Raw genomic sequence first — 17,965 nt, forward strand, 5'->3', positions numbered from 1 at the left:
AGACATGCTGAGGACCCTGCTCTCACCCCGGCTGCTGGGGCTGCACCTGCTGACCATCGGGGTCCTCGTCGCGTTCATCCTGCTCGGGCGCTGGCAGCTCGGCGTCTTCCAGGATTCTGGCAAGCCGCACGCCGCCACCGACCCGGCGCCCGTCCCGGTCGCGTCGCTGGCCCCGGTGGGCGCCCAGATGACCGGCCCCGTCGTGGGCCGCAAGGTCACCGCCCAGGGCGTGTACGAAGCCGGCCGCCAGCTGCTGGTCGCCGACCGGCGGGCCGACGTCGACGCGCCGGGCGGCAACGTCTCGCGCGACCACGGCTACTGGGTGCTCACGCCGATCCGGCTCGACGACGGCACGCTCATACCGGTCGTACGCGGCTGGACGGCCACGGCCGACGACCCCGCCGTGGCCGACGTGCCGCAGGGCAGGGTCACGGTGGCCGGCCGGCTGCGGCCGCAGCAGGGCACCGACAGCGTTCAGCGGCGCGCGGAGGGCCTGCCCGCCGGCCAGGTGCAGACGGTCTCGACCGGTGAGCTGGTCAACCTGTGGGTGGGGCAGAAGGTGCGCACCGGATTCGTGGTCGCGCAGCCGCCCTCGGGCTCGCTCACGCAGGTGAAGGCCGCCCCGCCGGTGGTCGGAGGCACGCTGACCTGGCGTAACCTGGCTTACGCCGCCAATTGGTGGATTTTCGCGGGATTCGCCGTCTTCATGTGGTTCCACTTCGTACGCGACGCCGTGCGAGCGGATCGAGAGCGCGGCAAGTCCTCCCCCGAGATGGTTCTGGAAGGTTGAACGGTGGAATCGGCTCTCAAGCCCTTCCGGGTGCTCGCGTATGTGGTCGGCTGCATGCTGCTCGTGCTCTGCGTGGGCATGGTGCTGCGTTACGGCTTCGGCGAGCCCTCGTTGTCGAAGGTGGTCGCGCCCATCCACGGCGGCCTCTACATGCTCTACCTGGTTGCCGTCATGAACCTGGGCATGAAGGCGCGCTGGGCGTGGCCGTACATGCTGGGCGTGATGCTGGGCGGCACGGTGCCGTTCCTGTCGTTCTACGTCGAGCGGCGGGTGACCCGGCGGGTGGGGACGGCCACGGCGGGACAGGCCGCGGCGGAGGCCTGACGTTCAGGCCCCCGCCACCCGGGTTCAGTGGCCGATGCCGCGCCTGCGGGCCCGCTTGAGCCGCTCGCGCTGCGACGGGTCGAGCATCAGATAGCCGATCACGGGGGCGGCGACCACGCCGAGGACCACCAGGAGGGTGAGCCACCCTGGAAGGAAGATCAGCGAGAGCAGGACCGCGGCGCCTGCGCCGATGGCGTACTTCTGGACTGGCGACATCCTCTAACTTCCTCCGAACGCGGAGCGCACGCCCCGCCTCTCTCACATTCTGCGTCTCAAGTCCAACGTGTGAACCCACCCCCGGGTTCCTTTTCGCGATGTATCTCAATTCTCGCCGGTCGGTCAGACGGGCTCGCCGGCGATCGCGCGTAGCTCCCTGCGCAGCTCGGCCGGCGTCGGACGCCGCGACGGATCCCCCGACAGCAGCCGCAGCAGCACGGGGCCGAGCACGCCCGCCCTGGTGAGCGTCGCGCCGGGGGCGGGCGGCGCGCCCTCCACGGCGGTGTGGAGAGTGGCTCCCAGCGACCACAGGTCGGCGGCCGGGGTCGCGGCGGCCTCCGGAGCGGTGTACGCCGGGAACGTTCCCGTGTGAAGCAGCGGCAGCAGCCGCGCCCGGCCGTCCGCGTCGAGGAAGACGTTGCCCGGCTGCACCCCGCCGTGGAACCCGGCCGCCGCCAGCCCGTCGAGCACGCCCAGCCCGATCGCCGCGACGTGGGCGGGCGGCAGCGGGCCCGAGGCCGCGACGACCGCGTCCAGCGACCGGTCCACGGCCAGCCGGTCGAGCGTCTCGCGCACCACCTCCACCGGCGGCGGCCCCGACGGGTGCAGCATCGCCCTGATCAGCGACCTGAGCGGGTCGGCGCCCGCGGCGGGCACCTGGCCGGGAGGACGGCCCTCGACCGCGAAGTGCAGTGTGGCGGCCAGCGACCACAGGTCGGCGGAGGGCAGCACGCTCAGGCTGGGCGAGCCGAACCCGGTGAGCAGCGCCCGCCCTGTCGGCGTGAGCAGCACCTTGCCCGGATCCACCCGTCCGTGCACGATGCCCGCCTCGTGCGCGGCCGTCAGCGCGGCCAGCACGCACACGCCGGCCCTGGCCGCCTGCGCGACGGGCAGCGGGCGCCGCGCGCGTACGGCCTGCTCCAGGGACACCCCTGAGGCGAACTCCATGATCAGCCACGGCGTGCCCTCATCGACCAGCACGTCGAGCACCGGCACCGCGAAGGGGTGCCGCAGCGCGGCGGCGCGGCGCGCCTCGTCCACCGCGGCCTCGCGCAGTTCGGGGAGCACCCGCAGCTCCCTGACCGCGACGTCGCGGTGCTCAGCCTCGTCGAAGGCCAGGCGGACGGACGCGCCGAGGGGGTTCAGCAGCCGGTAACGACCATGCAGCTTCCTGGTCTCAGCCATGTCGAGGCGACGATAGCGCTACGAACGCGGGCGAATCCATCAGGGGGAGCCCGCGGCGAGCCAGCCCTCGTGGGCCTCGCTGAGCTTGCGCCACAGCTTGTCCTTCTCCCCGGGCGTCACGTCCTCCAGCGGCAGCAGGAAGATGTCGGCCAGGGCCGCGTAATAGTCGTGCGCGGAGTGGAGCGTGACGGACTGCTTGCCGTTGCCGACGCGGGTCAGCAGGAGCCCGCGCAGGATGTCCACGCCGTACGCGTCGCGCCGCTGGGTCGTGGCGATCCGGACGAACCCCGACGTCGGCGACGTGGTCAGGTGCCGGTGCATCTCCGCGAACGCCGACATCCCCGTTGGCTCCATGCCGAAGTCCATGCCCTCGAACGAACCGCTCGGATCATGATCGAACCGCCAGCCGCCCGGCGCCACCTCCGACGGCCGCAGCCCGTAGGTGAAGGGCCCCTGCCGGTACGTCCCCGGCACCAGGGGGAGCGGCTCGTGCAGGGCGTCGCCGAGCCCGACGTCGACCAGCCACTCCCCGCCGGGGTTGGCGGCGGACGGCAGGCCGCGCGCGGTGAGCACCAGGTGGTTGCCGTTGATGCCGGGCTCGCCGCCCCGTAACTGGACGCCCGCCACGTGCCGGGTCACGTCGTAGCCAAGGGTCGTGAGCAGCTCGGAGAAGGCGCCGTTGAGGTGGTAGCAGTAGCCGCCGCGGCCCCGGACGATGCGCCCGGCCGACTCGACCGGATCGACCGTGGTCGGGCGGCCCAGCCAGATCTCCAGGACCTCGTACGCGACCTTCTCGACGTGTGCGGAGTGGAGAGCCCGCAGGGACTCCGCGGTGACGGGGGCGTGAAGGAGCTCGGGCAGACCGAGACGGCGAAGGTATGCGGGGGTGTTCACCACCACAGTCTGCACGGTTTGTGCACACATTTAGGAGTGTCGTCTGCACGGCACGCTTCTAGGCTTTCGTTCGTGCTTGAGCAGCGACGCATCCTCGTGGTCGAGGACGACGAGACCATCGCGCTGGCCGTGCGGAACCGGCTGGCCGCCGAGGGCTTCGACGTCAGAGTGGCGGGCGACGGGCAGGACGCCCTCGTCCAGTACGCCAGAGGGGAACCGGACCTGGTGATCCTCGACCGGCTGCTGCCCGGGCTCGACGGACTGGAGGTCTGCCGCCGGATGCAGGCGGCCCGGCCGGTGCCCGTGCTCATGCTGACCGCGCTCGGCGACGAGACCGACGTGCTCGTGGGCCTCGGCGTCGGGGCCGACGACTACCTGGCCAAGCCGTTCAGCATGCGGGAGCTGGTGGCCAGGATCCACGCGCTGCTGCGCCGGGTGGAGCGGGCGGTCCAGCTCGCCGCCGAGGACACCGTGATCAGGGTCGGCGAGGTCGAGATCGACACCGCGGCCCGGCGGGTGTTCGTGCGGGGCGCGGAGGCGCAGCTCACCCGTACCGAGTTCGACCTGCTGCGCCGCCTGGCCGAGCGTCCCGGGCAGGTCTTCGAGCGCGGCCGGCTGCTGTCGGACGTCTGGGGCTTCTCCGAGGCGGCGGCGACCAGGACCGTCGACAGCCACGTCAGGGCGCTGCGCCGCAAGCTCGGCCCCGACGTGGTGCGGACGGTGCACGGCGTCGGCTACGCGCTGGTGCGGCGATGAGACCACTCGACTTCCTCGGCCGGATCAAGGTCAAGCTCGGCATCGTCATCGTGCTCGCCGTGGCGACCGCGTTCGTGGTGAACGAGGTCGGCATCAACTCCGGCCTGTCGCGGGAGGTGCGCATCGCGGTCGCCGTGGTGCTGGCGCTGATCATGGTGCAGGTGCTGGCCATGGGCATGACCAAGCCGCTGCGGGAGATGGCCCGCGCCGCCCAGACCATCGCCAAGGGCAGCTACACCCTGCGCGTGCGGGCCACGTCCAGGGACGAGGTGGGGGAGCTGGCCAGGGCGTTCAACGCGATGGCGGCCGACCTCGGCGAGGTGGACCGGCAGCGGCGCGAGCTGGTCGCGAACGTCAGCCACGAGCTGCGCACGCCCATCACCGGGTTGCGCGCCATCCTGGAGAACGTCGTGGACGGCGTCTCCGCCGCGGACCCCGTCACCATGCGCACCGCGCTCGCCCAGACCGAGCGCCTCGGCCGGCTCGTCGCCCAGTTGCTCGACCTGTCGCGGCTGGACTCGGGGACGCGGCTGATCGAGGCCGAGGACGTCGAGCCGGCGGCACTGGTGGAGCAGGCGGTGCTGGAGGCGTCGCTGGCGCGCGAGGACGTCGTCATCCAGGCGGCGGTCCCGGACGACCTCGTGGTGCGCGCCGACCCCGACCTGCTCGCGCAGGTCCTGTCCAACCTGCTCGACAACGCCGTACGTCACAGCCCGCCGGGTGGCTCGGTGACCGTGGGCGGCTCCGCCGAGGGGGACGGGATCCGTCTCGTCGTCGCCGACTCGGGTCCGGGGATCCCGGCCGAGGCGCGGGGGCGGGTGTTCGAACGCTTCTCCCGCCTGGACGCCGGGCGGGCGGCCGACGCCGGGGGCGCCGGGCTGGGGCTGGCGATCGTGAAGGAGATCGTCGAACTGCACGGGGGATCCATCCGCATCGACGACTGTGCGGGATGCCGCATGGTCGTGGACTTACCAGGGAGGACGACTGTGGCCGACGTGCCATTGGTACCGAACACGGGGGACGAGACGGAAGGCGTGCCCACGCCGTCCGGGATCGTCACGAGCGACGAGACGAGAGGCGTGCTCACGTCGTCCGGGGTCGGCACGCATGACGAGACGAGAGGCGTGCTCACGTCGTCCGGGGTCGGCATGGGGGCGCAGGAGCGTACTGCCGTAGCCCGCGAGGGCGCCGGCGCCGCGAAGCCCGCCGCCGGCCCGTCCACTGCCGGCCCGTCCACTGCCGGCCCGTCCACTGCCGGCCCGTCCACTGCCGGCCCGTCCACCTCCGAGCGGTTCGCCGCCGAGCCCGAACCGATCGCCACCGCGCCTGCCTTGGCCACCGCGACCGGCGGTGACGCGGATGCCGGAGGCCGCCTCGCCGCCAGCGCGGCCGTCGATCCGTCCACCCCCGACCACCCCAGGGACAGCCACCACTCCGATGGGGGGCGCGTCGGTCGGCGGGCCGGTGGTGACACCACTGGCGACACAACCCTCACGGGGGTGGCTGGGGCCGGCGGCCGCCTCAGTGACGACGGCCGTACCGATGCGGGCTCCACCGGTGTCCCCGCGGGGGTTGGTGGTGCGGGGAACGGCGGTGGACAGCCGGCCGGTGGGGCGGCGCCTGGTGGCGGGTTCCTGCGGATGGTCGGGGGCGGGGTCGTCGGGTTGCTGCTCGGGTTCCTCGTCGGGATGTTCGCGGCGGTGTTCGTCAGTGTGACCGTCGGGGATGAGGCGGCGCTGGTCACGCTGGTGTTGTGCGTCGCGCTGATGGGCGGCGTCGGGGCCGCCGTGGGGGCCGGGTCATGGCGTCGGGCGGCGACCGCCACGTACGAGGCGGCCGGGCCGTATCCCGGTCAGGTGGGATCGCACCCAGGTCGGGTGGGTTCGCACCCAGGTCGGGTGGGTTCGCACCCAGGTCAGGTGGGTTCGCACGCCGGTCAGGTGGGTTCGCACCCAGGTCAGGTGGGGCCGCATCCAAGACAGGTGGGTTCGCACGCCGGTCAGGTGGGATCGCACCCAGGTCAGGTGGGTTCGCACCCAGGTCAGGTGGGTTCGCACGCCGGTCAGGTGGGTTCGTATTCCGGGCGGGGGTCGTATCCCGGGCAGGGGGGCGGGCCGTATCCCGGCGGGCAGGGGGGCGGGCCTGGGCAGCCGCCGGCGTATGTGCCGCCGCCGCTGCTGCCGCGGCCCGAGGTGCCCGACGCGCCGCGGTGGTTGTTGCCGGCGGCGGCGGGGGCCGGGGCGTTCGCGGCCGTGGCGTTGCCGGACGCGCAGGCCGGGCTGGGGCTCGTGCTGGTCGCGATGGTGCTGGGCGCGGGGGCGCTGCCCGCGGTGACGCGCCGGATGACGCCGTGGACGGTCGCGTTCGGGCTCACGGCGTACGGGCTGATCTCCATGGCGGCGGTGCGTGACGCCGACTGGCTGGTCGCGATCCTGCTCGTGGCGGGGGCCGGGCTGGGCGCACTGGCGGTGTCGGGAGCCGGGGCCGGCTGGCTCGGCGTGATCAGGGGTGGCGCCTCCGTCCTGCTCGCGCTGGGGCCGGTGCCGTGGTTCCTGGCCGGGCCGGTGAAGAAGCTGACGAACCGGCGGCGCGTGCTGCCGACGGTGGCCGCGCTGGGCATCACGGCGGTGCTGCTGGCGGTGTTCGGGCTGCTGTTCGCCTCGGCGGACGCGGTGTTCGCCTCGTACGTGAAGTGGCTGACCACCACGCCGGACTGGGCGGACTCCGCACCCCTGCGGATCTTCCTGTTCGTGCTCTTCGGGGTGCTGCTGGCCGCCGTGGTGCTGGTCGCGCTGCGGCCGGTGGCCGACCCCGTGGGGCCCGGGACGAAGTTCGCCGTCAGCAGGAGCATCTGGCTGCTGCCGCTGACGGCGGTGAACCTGCTGTTCGCCGCGTTCGTCGCGGTGCAGATCACGGCGCTGTTCGGCGGCGACACCCTGGTGCTGCGCACGGCGGGCCTGACCTACGCCGAGTACGCCAGGCAGGGGTTCTTCCAGCTCGTCGTGGTCAGCGTGTTCGTGCTCGGCATCGTGGCGGTGGCCGCCGGGCTGCTCAAGGTTGAGCGGCGTGAACGCTGGGTGCTGGCCGGGCTGCTCGGCGTGCTGTGCGGGCTGACGATGGTGGTGCTGGCCTCGGCGCTGCACCGGATGAACCTCTACACCGACGCCTACGGCCTGTCCCGGCTGCGGCTGTCGGTGGAGGCGACGGTGTGGTGGCTCGGCGCGCTGTTCACGCTGGTGATGGTGGCGGGCGCGGCGCGGCTGGCCGGCCGCGGCTCCGGCCGGCTGCCCCGTACGGTCGTCCTGGTCACCGGGCTGGCGCTGGGCGCGTTCGCGATCGTCAACCCCGACCTGCGGGTCGCGCAGTCGCAGGTCGACGTGCGCGGCGTCACCAAGATGGACTCCGACTACCTGGGCGACCTCGGCGCGGAGGCCGTCCCGGCGCTCGACCGGCTGCCGGAGCCGCAGCGCAGCTGCGTGCTGGCCGACGTGGTCGCGGCCAACGACCTCGACCGCCCCGACCCGTGGAACGGCTGGAACCTGGCCCGTTCCCAGGCCCGCGACCTGCTGGCGAAGCACCCGATCCGCTCCACCGCGGACTGCCCCCCGGCGTTCTCGCGCGGCTCTGGTTGAATCCAGGGGTGAGCTTCGACGTAGTCATCAGCGGCGGCCGGGTGCTCGACGGCACGGGCGCCCCGCCGTACCGGGCGGACGTGGCGATCACGGGAGAGCGCATAGAGGTCGTCGGCCGGCTCGCCGGCGCCGCGGCGGAGACCGTGATCGACGCCACCGGACGCCTCGTCGCCCCCGGCTTCGTCGACTGCCACGCCCACGGCGACGCCGCCGTGTTCGACCCGGCCGTGCAGCGGGCGGCGCTGCGGCAGGGAGTGACCACGTTCGTGCTCGGCCAGGACGGGCTCTCCTTCGCGCCCGGCTCGGCCGAGACCGTGGCCTACGTCTCGCGCTACTTCGCCGCCGTCAACGGGGCGCTCACCGTGGGGCCGCTGACCGTCGGCGAGTTGCTCGGCGGCTACGACAAGGCCGTCGCCGTGAACACCGCGTACCTGCTGCCGCACGGCACCATCCGCTACGACGTCATGGGCCCCTCGCCCGAGCCGGCCTCGCGCGACGACCTGGCGAGGATGCTCCGCCACGTCGAACGCGGGCTGTCGGAGGGCGCCGTCGGCCTGTCGAGCGGGCTCGAGTACCTCCCGGGCCGCTACGCCTCCGCCGAGGAGCTGGCCGCCCTGTGCGCCCCTTTGGGCGGCCTCCCGTACGTCACCCACATGCGGGCCTACGGCCCCCGCGCCGGGATCGGGATGGCCGAGGTGGTGGACATCGCCCGGCGCTCCGGCGCCGCCATGCACGTCTCCCACCTGCACGGCCCGGCCGACGTGCTGCTGCCGCTGGTCGAGCGGGCGCTCGGCCAGGACGTGGACCTCACCTTCGACACCTATCCCTACCTGCGCGGCAACACGATCCTGGCCATGGTCGTGCTGCCGCCGGAGGTGCCGGGGGCCGAGCCGGGCCGGGCCCTGGAGATGATCGCCTCGCCCGAGCTGGACGCCTGGTGGCCGACGCTCGACGACGTCTGGCCCCGGCTGACCGTCTCGCACGCGCCCGGCCTGGAGTGGGCCGAGGGGCTGACCATGGTCGCGGCGGCCGAGCGGGCCGGGGCGACGCCGGCCGAGTTCTGCCGCCGCCTCCTGACGGAGACACGGCTGGAGGCGGGCGTCGTCTCCGCCCGCCCCGACGAGGGCCCGAAAGGCGAGGAGTCCGTACGCCGCATGCTGCGCCACCCGTCCCAGACCGGCGGCTCCGACGGCATCTACGTGGGCGGCCATCCGCATCCGCGCGGGTTCGGGGCGTTCGCCCGGTTCCTCGGCCGGCACGTCAGGGAGCTCGGCGACTGGACGTGGGAGCAGGCCGTCGTGCACCTGGCCGGCCACCCGGCGCGCCGGTTCGGGCTGGCGGACCGGGGGCTGCTGCGGCGCGGGTTCGCGGCCGACGTGGTGGTGTTCGACCCGGCCATGGTGGGCGACCGGGCCACGTACGAGGCCCCGCGCACGCCGGCCGACGGTGTGGACGACGTGCTCGTCTCCGGGGTGCCGGTGCTGGCCGGCGGCGAGCTCACGGGGGCCACGCCCGGGCGCGCGCTACGGCCGTGACACACCAGAGTCACGGGATTCAGGAGATAGGGTCGGGCGCGGACGAAGGGGGTATTGTGCTCGATCGGTCGATCTTCGACGGCGCTCTCGGCTTTCCCGCGATGGTCGTGCACCGCGACGCCTTGGAGCACAACGTGGCGACGATGGCGGCCTTCGCCCGCGACCACGGTCTGGAGCTGGCGCCCCACGCCAAGACCCATCTGTCGCCCGAGATCGCCGATCGGCAGCTCGCGGCCGGCGCCTGGGGGCTGACGGTGGCCACGCCGCGGCAGGCCGAGACGGTCAGGGGCTTCGGCGCGGGCCGCATCATGGTGGCCAACCAGGTCGTCGACCCCGCCGGGCTCGCCTGGGCCGCGGCCGAGCTGGAGCGCGACCCGGAGTTCGAGTTCCTGAGCTTCGCCGACTCCGCGGCGGGCATCGACCTCCTCGCCCGGCACGCCGGGGCGCGGCCGTTCCGGGTGCTGGCCGAGCTGGGTCACGAGGGCGGGCGGGCCGGCTGCCGGACGCTGGGGGAGCTGCTGGAGGTGACCGCGTACGCGCAGGAGACGCCGGGCGTCGAGCTGGCCGGGGTGGCGGGGTACGAGGGCGGGCTGGCGACCGCCGCAGAAGTCCGGAAATATCTCGACTTGTTGCAGGAGGCGGTCGAGCACGTCCGCGTCCGTACGCCCATCCTGTCCGTGGGCGGCAGCCAGTGGTTCGACGTGATCGGGCGCGAGCTCGCCGGCGCCCGGGCCAGGATCCTGCTCCGCAGCGGCGCGTACGTCACCCACGACGACGGCTTCTACCGCGAGCGCACGCCGTTCAACCGGATCGCCGGTCAGCTGCGGCCCGCGCTGGAGGTGTGGGCCCACGTGCTGTCCACGCCCGAGCCGGGCCTCGCGATCGTCGGCATGGGCAAGCGCGACGCTCCGTACGACGAGGGGCTGCCGATCCCGCGGCGCGGCGGCGTGACGGTCGTGAAGATGCAGGACCAGCACACCGTCGTGCGCGCCGAGGGGCTCAAGCCCGGCGACCTGCTGGCGTTCGGCATTTCCCATCCGTGTACGGCATTCGACAAGTGGCGCGTGCTGCCGCTGGTGGACCGGGACTACCGTGTCGTTGGCACGATACACACGTACTTCTAGGGAGATTTCGTGAAAAAGGAGCTTAGGACGACGGAGGGCGCCGCCCCCATCGGCGCGTACTCCCAGGGTCTCGTCGTGGGCGACTTCGTCTACACCTCCGGCATGGGCCCGCTCGACCCCCACACCGGCGAGGTCGCCGGCGACGACGTCGCCACCCAGACCCACCAGGTCATGCGCAACCTCGGCGCCATCCTCGCCGCGCACGGCCTCGGCTTCGACGACGTGGTCAAGGCCACGGTGCACCTGCAGCACCTCAAGCGCGACTTCGCCGCCTACAACGAGGTCTACAAGTCGTACTTCAACGCGCCCTACCCGGTGCGCACGACCGTCGGGTCCGAGCTGCTGGACATCCTGGTGGAGATCGACTTCGTCGCCTGCAAGAGCGCGTAAAGTCGGCTCGTGGCCAGTGTGGACAGTTCCGTGTACGTCTTCGCCGAGGACCTGCGCGGTGAGGGCGTCGAGCGGGTGCTCGACAGGATCCGCGGCTACGGCGTGGCCGGCGTCACCGTCGGCGCCGTCCACCACGCCACCCGCGACGTCACCCCGCACGGGCTGTCCCGGCTGACCGTGCGCCACGACGGCGCGCACTTCACCCCGGCGCCCGGCCTGTTCGGCGGGCTCCGCCTTTCTCCCGTGCCGGGCTACCCCGAGGTCTTCGACGGGCTTCGCGAAGCCTGCGAGAAAAGGTCGCTGAAGCTCCACGCATGGACGGTCTTCCTGTACAACGCCACGCTCGGGGCGCGGCATCCGGACGTGACCGTACGCGACTGCTTCGGCGACCGAGGCTCGCTGACCGACCTGTGCCCCGCCCACCCCGACGCGCGCGACTACGCCGTCGCTCTCGCCAGGGCGGTGGCCAGGCTCGGCGTCGACAGCGTGGTCGCCGAGTCGCTGCACTTCCGGCCGCTGCGGCGGCACCGGTCGTTCGTGCCGCTCGGCCCGATGGACGCCTACCTGTTCGGCCTGTGCTTCTGCGAGCACTGCATGCGCCGGGCCGTCAACCTGGGCGTCGACGCCGAGGTGGCGCGCGAGGAGTGCGCGCGCATCGTCGGCGGCGTGCTCGACGGCGACCCGCCCGCGCAGGGCGAGGTGACCAGGGCCGCGCTGACCGCGTACGCCGGGCCCGACGTCGTGGCCTACGCACGCGCGCGTTCCGAGAGCGTCACGACGCTGGTGTCCGAGGTCGCCTCGGCGGTGGCCGCGGAGGGCTCCAAGCTGGTGTTCGTCGACTCCACCGGCGCGGTCAAGGGGTACGCCGACGGGCTGCCCGCACCGGGCCTGGCTGCGCACGACGCCTGGCAGCTCGGCGTCGACCTGGTGGCACTGGGCGACCTCGTGCCCGCGTTCGGGGTGCTCGCGTACGCGCGTGACGCGGCGCGGGTGGCCGACGACGTGGGGGCCTACCTGCGGTCGGTGGGCAAGGACCGCGAGGTGCGGGCCGTGCTGCGGCCCGGCCACCCTGACAGCGACTCCGCCGACCGGCTCGTGGCCAAGGCCCGCGGGGCCAAGGCGGCCGGGGCGGCGGCGCTCGACTTCTACGCCTACGGGCTGGTGCCTTACCCGGTGCTGGAACGCATCCCCGAGGCGTTGTCGGAAGCCGGTTAGACGCCGTCGAGCAGCGCGGCGACCGCCTCGGCCGGGAAGTCGTCGGGCACCGGCAGGCCGCGGAGGACCGCCCGCATCCACACGGCCCCGGCCAGCAGGTCGACGATGAGCATCGGGTCGGCCGACGCCTTCAGCTCGCCCCGGCGCACCGCGCGGTCGAAGACCTCGCGTTCCCTGGCGAACCGGTCGGCGAAGAAGCGCCGCCCGTCGAGCTCGGGGTGGCGGACGGCGGCGGCGAGCGCGGCCACCGCGATGTCGCTGGCGGGCGGCTCGGTCAGCAGCCGCCTGACGCCGTCGACCAGCGCGACGAGGTCGCCGCGCAGGCTGCCCGTGTCGGGCGGCTCGAAGCCCAGCACGTCGGCCTCGACCAGCGCGGCCCCGAGCAGCGCGGCCTTCGACGGCCACCACCGGTAGATCGTCGTCTTGTTGACGCCGGAGCGCTCGGCGACCCCCTCGACGGTCAGCCCGTCGTAGCCCTTCTCCGCGACCAGCCGCAGCGTCGCGTCGAAGATCTCCTGCTGCTTCCTCGGCGCCATGGGCTCATTGTCGCGCGGTCAGCACGGTGGCGAGGCCCAGGCCGAGGTAGACGACACCGCTGGCGTACCGCATGGGGCGGGCGGCGCGGGTGAGGCGGTGGGCGAGCGCGCCGGCGGTGAGCGCGTACACGATGTCGGAGATCAGGCCGAGGAGCAGCAGCGTGAGGCCGAGCAGCACCACCTGCAGGGCCGGTGACCCCGCGCGCGGGTCCACGAACTGCGGCAGGAACGCCAGGAACATCAGGACCGTCTTGGGGTTGAGCAGGTTGACCAGCACGCCTTCGAGGAAGACCGCGCGCAGCGGCTGCGGTTTCGGCGCCTGCGCGCTCGCCTGCCGTCCGATGAGCGCCCGGACGCCCAGATATATCAGGTACGCGGCGCCCGCCCACTTGACGACCGCGAAGAGCGTGGCGGACTGCGCGATCACGTACGACAGGCCCGCGGCGGCGGCCGCGATGTGCACGAGCGTGCCGACCTCCACGCCGAACGCGCTGGCCAGCCCGGCCGCCCTGCCCTGGGCGAGCCCGCGCGCGGTGATGTAGAGATGGTTGGGGCCCGGGATGAGGACCATCGCGAGGGAGGCGGCCGCGAAGAGCGCGAAAGTCGTCGGTGGGATCACGAAACAGCAGCGTAGGCGGCCTTTGGTATCTCCATGAAGGCCAATATGAGCCTCGTTCTCTGGACCAATTACTTGTCGGTGGCGCATGGCATAGTTTCTTGACGTGAACGGTCTTCTCGTCGGGCGCTCTATCGAGCTGGCCGGGCTCGCGCGTGTGCTCCAATCCGCGGCCGACGGCGTGGCCGGAGTGGCGCTCGTCGGCGGAGACGCCGGCATCGGCAAGACCCGGCTGGTCTCCGAGCTGGCCGCCGAGGCCCGCGAGCGCGGGTTCAACGTGCTGGTCGGCCAGTGCGCCGAGCTCGGCGACGCGCTGCCGTACCTCCCGCTGGCCGACGCGCTGCGCGGCGCGGAGCCGGCCGTGCGCGAGGCCGCCGCCGCCCACCCCATGCTGGGCCAGCTCCTGCCCGGCTCGGAGAGCGCGCCCTCGACCGGGCTCACCCAGCAGCGGCTGTTCGGCTCGCTGCTCGGGCTGCTGGCGGAGGTGCAGCCGGTGCTGTTCGTGATCGAAGACCTCCACTGGGCCGACCGCTCCACCCGTGACCTGCTGGTCTTCCTCAGCCGCATGGTGCAGAGCGAGCGCGTCTGCGTCGTCGGCACCTACCGCACCGACGACCTGCACCGCCGCCACCCGCTCAGGTCCGTGCTGGCCGAGCTGAAGCGGCTGCCCACGGTGATGAGCCTGGAGCTGGGCCCGCTCGACCCCGGCGCCCTGTCCGACTACGTCGCGAGCCTCGGCGACCTCGACGCCCACGGGCTCGGCCTCATCGTCTCCCGCGCCGAGGGCAACCCGTTCTACGCCGAGGAGCTGTTCGCCGCCGTGGCCGAGGGCGACAGCCTGCCCGACGGGCTGGCCAGCCTGCTGCTGTCACGGGTCGAGGTGCTGTCCGAGGCCGGGCAGCGGGTGCTGCGCGCCGCCGCCGTGGCCGGCCGCCGGGTGGAGGACGACCTGCTGCGCGAGGTGTCCGGGCTGCCGCTGGCGGAGTTCGAGCAGGCGGTCAGGGAGATCGTCTCGCGGGGGCTGCTCAGGATCGACGGCCCCGGCTACGCCTTCCGCCACGCGTTGCTGCAGGAGGCCGTCTACACCGACCTGCTGCCCGGCGAGCGCACCCGCCTGCACGCCGCGTTCGCCCGGCTGCTCACCTCGCCGGCCGAGCTGGCCCACCACCACCTCGCCGGTCATGACCTGGCCGGGGCGCTGGCGGCCTCAGCCGAGGCCGGGCGGGCCGCCGAGCGCGTCGGCGCGCCCGCCGAGGCCCACCGCCACTACGACCGCGCCCTCGGCCTGTGGGATCGCGTCGACGACGCCGCGCGGCTGGTGGGGGGAAGCCGCGAGCGGCTGGCCTTCCGCAGCGCCGTCATGGCCGCCGACAGCGGCGACAACCACCGGGCCGTCACCCAGCTGCGCGCGTTGCCGCAGACCTCCGAGGTGAGCGAGCGGCTGGCGTACTACCTCTACGAGCTCGACGACAGCGCCGGCGCGATGGCGGCGGCCGAGCACGCCGTGGCGGGCGCGGGCAGCCCGTCCGAGCTGGCCCGCGCCCAGGCCACCTACGCCCGCACACTGCTGTGGAGCTCGCGCCACCAGGAGGTGGAGACCTACTGCCTGCGGGCCCTCGAGACCGCCCGCGCGGCCGGAGCCCGCGACGCCGAGGTCGGCGCGCTGCTCACGCTGGCCACGTTCCTGGAGCACCGCGGCGACCTGACCAGGGCGCACGAGCTGGTCGACACCGCCTGCGCCGAGGGCAGCAGCGACCTCGCGATGGACCTTCGCGCCCGGTTCCACCACGCCCGCATCCACTACGACCAGGGGCTGCTCGCCTACGCCGCCGGGGCGGCCGACGAGGGCATCCAGATGGCGTCCGAGACCGGGCTCAAGTGGAGCACATACGGCACCGACCTGCGGTTCCTGCGCTTCCTCGTCCACTACGCGGCCGGCGAGTGGGACCAGGCCGAGACGGTGGCCGCCATGTTCGGCGCGCGGGTCGGCACGCTGCCGGAGGCGCTGCTGTCGTCGTTCGCGCTGTTCGTCGAGGTCGGGCGCGACCTGCCCGCGGTCGAGGGGCGGCTGGGGTGGCTGCGGCCGTTCTGGGATGACGAGCTGATCGCCTACATGTCGCGGGGTCTGGCCGCCGAGCACGCCCTGTGGCACGGCGACCCGGCGACGGCGCTCGACCACGTACGCGCCGTCATGGCGCGGCTGATCGACGGCGACGTCGGCAGCATCCGGCTGGCCGCCACCGGGCTGTGGGCGCTGGCCGAGCTCGGCACCACCGAGGGCGCCGACGAGTTGCGCGAGCGCGCCCGCTTCGCCCTCGACCTCGGGCCCACCGGCGAAGGCGGTCACATCGGGCCTGAAGGGCAGGCGTGGGGCCTGCGCGTCGAGGCCGAATGGCACCGCGTGCACGGGCGGCTCGACGTGGAGCTGTGGCGGCGCGTGGTGGAGGCGTTCGACTTCGGGTTCGTCTACGAGACCGCGCGGGCCCGGTGGCGCCTCGCCGAGGCGCTCCTCGCGGCCGGCGACCGGGAGGCGGCGCACGCGGAGTGGGAGCTCGCCCGGGAGGTGGCGGGCAAGCTGCGGGCCGTGCCCTTGGAGAACGCGCTGCTGGAGTTCGGGCGGCGGGCCCGGTTCGGCGGCGGTCCCGCGGCGCCGGCCGATGCCGGGCTGACGGCGCGTGAGGTCGAGGTGCTCCGGCTGGTCGCCGAGGGGCTGACCAACCGGGAGATCGCGGAGCGGCTGTTCATCGCGCAGAAGACGGTGAGCGTCCACGTGTCCAACATCCTCGGCAAGTTCGCCGTCTCCACCCGCACCCAGGCCGCCGCCACTGCCCGCCGACGCGGCCTCCTCGGCTGACCGGCTCCGGGTTCCGCGCGCGCCCGCGGGGCCGGCGCCCGAGGCCGAGTCGCCCACCTCTACCACCGCAGCGGCCTGAGCCGCAGGATCCGGCTGCTGCGGTGGTGAGGAGACCACGAAGCCGCTGCACTTCCACCTGTGCCGCCGGCCCCGACGTGGAGATCATGGATCCGTCCCCGGGGTGGGGTGAGATCTGGGGAGCCACGGGTGGCGGCTTTGGGGGGTCTTTGCGGGGTGCGCCGTAGCGTCCGGTGACCGGGAAACCCTTCGTTCACGGGAGGCCGGGGGCTCCTCCTGGTCTCGAAAGGAGCAGATTCTTGTCTGCTGTCGTCCGGGCACTGCCCGCTCTCGTCGCTCTGCCGCTTCTCACCGCTCCTTCTCCGGCGTACGCCGCCACCGAGATCTCGTGCCGGGCCGCGGGGAACGCGCACTTCCTGCCCGGGGTGCAGATGTCCGGGCAGTCGCAGCACGTCACCTATCGCGGCACCCAGCAGGACTGCATCGACCACAGCGCGCTCGGCATCACGGCCGTCCGTTTCAGCGCCGAGTTCGAGGACGTGGATCTCGCGTGCGTGGATCGTGACTTCGGCCGCGGCACGGGCACCGCCACGCTCCAGTGGCGGCTCGGCCAGGCCAAGCCGACGAGCACGGCGGACGTCACCATCGAGGACACCACGGCCAACCGGGTCACGATGTGGGGTGTCGTCCGGGAGGGCGCGTTCGAGGGGCGGCGCTTCCGGGGCGCGTTCGACACGAGCCTGCTCGGCGGGGCGGGGAGGTGTGAAGCGGGCGCGCTGTTCGGCGGGGTGCGCAGCGCGCCCTTCGAGGGCAGCTTCAGCATCGACTGACCGTCGCGCTCCTGGGCTCAGCTGGTGATGGTCATGTCGCGGGACATGAAGTAGCCGGCGTGGTCGGCCTGGAGGTAGGCGTGGAAGTTCGTGGCCGCCGCGCGGGCCGACTTGTCGGCGGTGACGATCGTGATGACCAGGTACTTCTTCGACGCCGCCGACATGATCTTGCCGTACGCGTACGTGGTGTGTGTTTTGTCCACGCGCCACCGGACGGCGTCCGACTTCAGATTCGCCAGCCGGTCGGCGGTCGTCTTCGCCGCCTGGTCGGTGGGGAAGGACATCGCGATCTGGACCGCCTTGAGGTGCCCGCCGTACGCGGAGTAGGCGAGCTGGATGGCTCGCTGGCACTTGTTCTTGGCCAGCACGCCGCGCCCGTCCACCGGGTCGCAGGAGTCGTACGTCCAGCCGGCCACCTTGTTGGCGTTGAACTTGACCGTCCCCATGGAGAAACGCCAGTCGTCGAACTCGTTGTGCGTGATCGGCGAGCCCGGCGCCGCGCGGTGGGTGCCGGACGGCGTCTCACTGGGGGACGGCACCGCCGGCTCTGACGTGGGCGGGTCGGACGGCGTCGGCGTGGTCGTCGGCGTGGTCGTCGGCGTCGGCGGGGCGGTGCTCGGCAAGGCTAGCGTCGGCGGGGGCTCCGGCGGGTTGTTGACGTACAGGTACGCGCCGACGCCGCCGCCGCCCAGCAGCAGCACCGCCACGCCGATCACCAGGCCGATGACCAGGGCGTTGTTGCGCTTGGCGCCCGTGGGGCCGGGCTGGCCGCCGGGCGGGAACGCCCCCGGACGACCCCCTGGGAACGGGTGGCCCCCCGGCTGCCCACCGGGCTGGTGGTAGCCGCCCGGCTGCCCATGGTGCTGGAACGCGCCCGGCTGCCCGGCTTGCTGATGGGCCCCGGGTCGGCCCGGTTGCTGGTGAGCCCCCGGCTGCCCGGGAGGGTAGGCACCCGGCCGGCCCGGGTGCTCATAGGTGCCCTGCGGCCCAGCCTGGTAGGCGCCCGGCTGTCCAGGTTGGTGATGGGGGCCTGGTTGTTGGTATGCGCCG

At 73.3% G+C, this 17,965-nt stretch carries 16 protein-coding genes; 10 read left to right on the top strand and 6 right to left on the bottom strand.

The annotated features are described in order from the left end of the window. The first annotated feature begins 4 nt into the window (after positions 1–4). On the top strand, positions 5–790 hold the full coding sequence (locus tag ACIBP6_RS35455) for an SURF1 family protein (RefSeq protein ID WP_397058175.1): 786 nt from the start codon (positions 5–7) through the stop codon (positions 788–790). A 3-nt stretch (positions 791–793) separates the two neighbouring features. Next, positions 794–1,114 (top strand): DUF3817 domain-containing protein, encoded by a 321-nt coding sequence (locus tag ACIBP6_RS35460; RefSeq protein WP_132621837.1) that lies wholly within the window; start codon positions 794–796, stop codon positions 1,112–1,114. Between the two features lie 24 nt (positions 1,115–1,138). On the opposite strand, the gene ACIBP6_RS35465 is transcribed toward ACIBP6_RS35460, so the two are convergent. The 3 genes from ACIBP6_RS35465 to ACIBP6_RS35475 form a co-directional block, all read right to left on the bottom strand. Then, entirely contained in the window at positions 1,139–1,330 is a 192-nt protein-coding gene (locus ACIBP6_RS35465) for a hypothetical protein (protein ID WP_397058176.1), read from the bottom strand. Between the two features lie 123 nt (positions 1,331–1,453). Beyond that, complete coding sequence (locus ACIBP6_RS35470; protein ID WP_397058177.1) at positions 1,454–2,515, bottom strand: protein kinase domain-containing protein; 1,062 nt, start codon at positions 2,513–2,515, stop codon at positions 1,454–1,456. 39 nt (positions 2,516–2,554) lie between these two features. After that, positions 2,555–3,409 carry an arylamine N-acetyltransferase gene (locus ACIBP6_RS35475; protein WP_397058178.1) on the bottom strand — a complete coding sequence of 285 codons (855 nt, stop codon included), beginning with the start codon at positions 3,407–3,409 and terminating at the stop codon, positions 2,555–2,557. Between the two features lie 72 nt (positions 3,410–3,481). Between ACIBP6_RS35475 and ACIBP6_RS35480 the strand changes: the two genes are divergently transcribed. The 6 genes from ACIBP6_RS35480 to ACIBP6_RS35505 are packed head-to-tail and all read left to right on the top strand — an operon-like array spanning position 3,482 to position 12,061. Next, the gene (locus ACIBP6_RS35480; RefSeq protein ID WP_397058179.1) at positions 3,482–4,165 is read left to right on the top strand and encodes a response regulator transcription factor; all 684 of its coding nucleotides are present in this window, start codon (positions 3,482–3,484) and stop codon (positions 4,163–4,165) included. After that, on the top strand, positions 4,162–7,797 hold the full coding sequence (locus tag ACIBP6_RS35485; RefSeq protein ID WP_397058180.1) for a DUF4153 domain-containing protein: 3,636 nt from the start codon (positions 4,162–4,164) through the stop codon (positions 7,795–7,797). Before ACIBP6_RS35480 ends, ACIBP6_RS35485 begins: the two co-directional genes overlap by 4 nt. Before the next feature lie 8 nt (positions 7,798–7,805). After that, positions 7,806–9,332 carry an amidohydrolase family protein gene (locus ACIBP6_RS35490; protein ID WP_397058181.1) on the top strand — a complete coding sequence of 509 codons (1,527 nt, stop codon included), beginning with the start codon at positions 7,806–7,808 and terminating at the stop codon, positions 9,330–9,332. Positions 9,333–9,388: 56 nt separating this feature from the next. Then, positions 9,389–10,456, top strand: coding sequence for an alanine racemase (locus ACIBP6_RS35495; protein WP_397058182.1), 1,068 nt, complete (start codon positions 9,389–9,391; stop codon positions 10,454–10,456). A gap of 9 nt (positions 10,457–10,465) precedes the next feature. Continuing rightward, complete coding sequence (locus ACIBP6_RS35500; RefSeq protein ID WP_132617994.1) at positions 10,466–10,846, top strand: RidA family protein; 381 nt, start codon at positions 10,466–10,468, stop codon at positions 10,844–10,846. Between the two features lie 9 nt (positions 10,847–10,855). Next, positions 10,856–12,061, top strand: coding sequence for a hypothetical protein (locus tag ACIBP6_RS35505; protein ID WP_397058183.1), 1,206 nt, complete (start codon positions 10,856–10,858; stop codon positions 12,059–12,061). Here the strand turns inward: ACIBP6_RS35505 and ACIBP6_RS35510 are convergent. Together ACIBP6_RS35510 and ACIBP6_RS35515 are read right to left on the bottom strand one after the other, a co-directional pair. Further along, positions 12,058–12,597, bottom strand: a complete 540-nt coding sequence (locus tag ACIBP6_RS35510; RefSeq protein WP_397058184.1) for a TetR/AcrR family transcriptional regulator — start codon at positions 12,595–12,597, stop codon at positions 12,058–12,060. The two genes, ACIBP6_RS35505 and ACIBP6_RS35510, sit on opposite strands and share 4 nt — an antisense overlap. A 4-nt stretch (positions 12,598–12,601) precedes the next feature. Beyond that, positions 12,602–13,216, bottom strand: a complete 615-nt coding sequence (locus ACIBP6_RS35515; RefSeq protein ID WP_397058185.1) for a LysE family translocator — start codon at positions 13,214–13,216, stop codon at positions 12,602–12,604. Positions 13,217–13,319: 103 nt separating this feature from the next. Between ACIBP6_RS35515 and ACIBP6_RS35520 the strand changes: the two genes are divergently transcribed. Together ACIBP6_RS35520 and ACIBP6_RS35525 are read left to right on the top strand one after the other, a co-directional pair. Beyond that, positions 13,320–16,067, top strand: coding sequence for a helix-turn-helix transcriptional regulator (locus ACIBP6_RS35520; RefSeq protein WP_397058186.1), 2,748 nt, complete (start codon positions 13,320–13,322; stop codon positions 16,065–16,067). 317 nt (positions 16,068–16,384) lie between these two features. Next, the gene (locus ACIBP6_RS35525) at positions 16,385–16,915 is read left to right on the top strand and encodes a hypothetical protein (RefSeq protein WP_397058187.1); all 531 of its coding nucleotides are present in this window, start codon (positions 16,385–16,387) and stop codon (positions 16,913–16,915) included. A 17-nt stretch (positions 16,916–16,932) separates the two neighbouring features. On the opposite strand, the gene ACIBP6_RS35530 is transcribed toward ACIBP6_RS35525, so the two are convergent. Further along, the gene (locus tag ACIBP6_RS35530; protein WP_397058188.1) at positions 16,933–17,631 is read right to left on the bottom strand and encodes a hypothetical protein; all 699 of its coding nucleotides are present in this window, start codon (positions 17,629–17,631) and stop codon (positions 16,933–16,935) included. Positions 17,632–17,965 lie beyond the last annotated feature (334 nt).

The sequence above is a fragment of the Nonomuraea terrae genome, from assembly GCF_044465245.1.
GTDB lineage: Bacteria > Actinomycetota > Actinomycetes > Streptosporangiales > Streptosporangiaceae > Nonomuraea > Nonomuraea terrae.

Bases quoted from the DNA above. Each gene is read 5' to 3' on its own strand.
- ACIBP6_RS35455 (WP_397058175.1), top strand. From the start codon at position 5: ATGCTGAGGACCCTGCTCTCACCCCGGCTGCTGGGGCTGCACCTGCTG.
- ACIBP6_RS35465 (WP_397058176.1), bottom strand. From the start codon at position 1,330: ATGTCGCCAGTCCAGAAGTACGCCATCGGCGCAGGCGCCGCGGTCCTG.
- ACIBP6_RS35470 (WP_397058177.1), bottom strand. From the start codon at position 2,515: ATGGCTGAGACCAGGAAGCTGCATGGTCGTTACCGGCTGCTGAACCCC.
- ACIBP6_RS35485 (WP_397058180.1), top strand. From the start codon at position 4,162: ATGAGACCACTCGACTTCCTCGGCCGGATCAAGGTCAAGCTCGGCATC.
- ACIBP6_RS35510 (WP_397058184.1), bottom strand. From the start codon at position 12,597: ATGGCGCCGAGGAAGCAGCAGGAGATCTTCGACGCGACGCTGCGGCTG.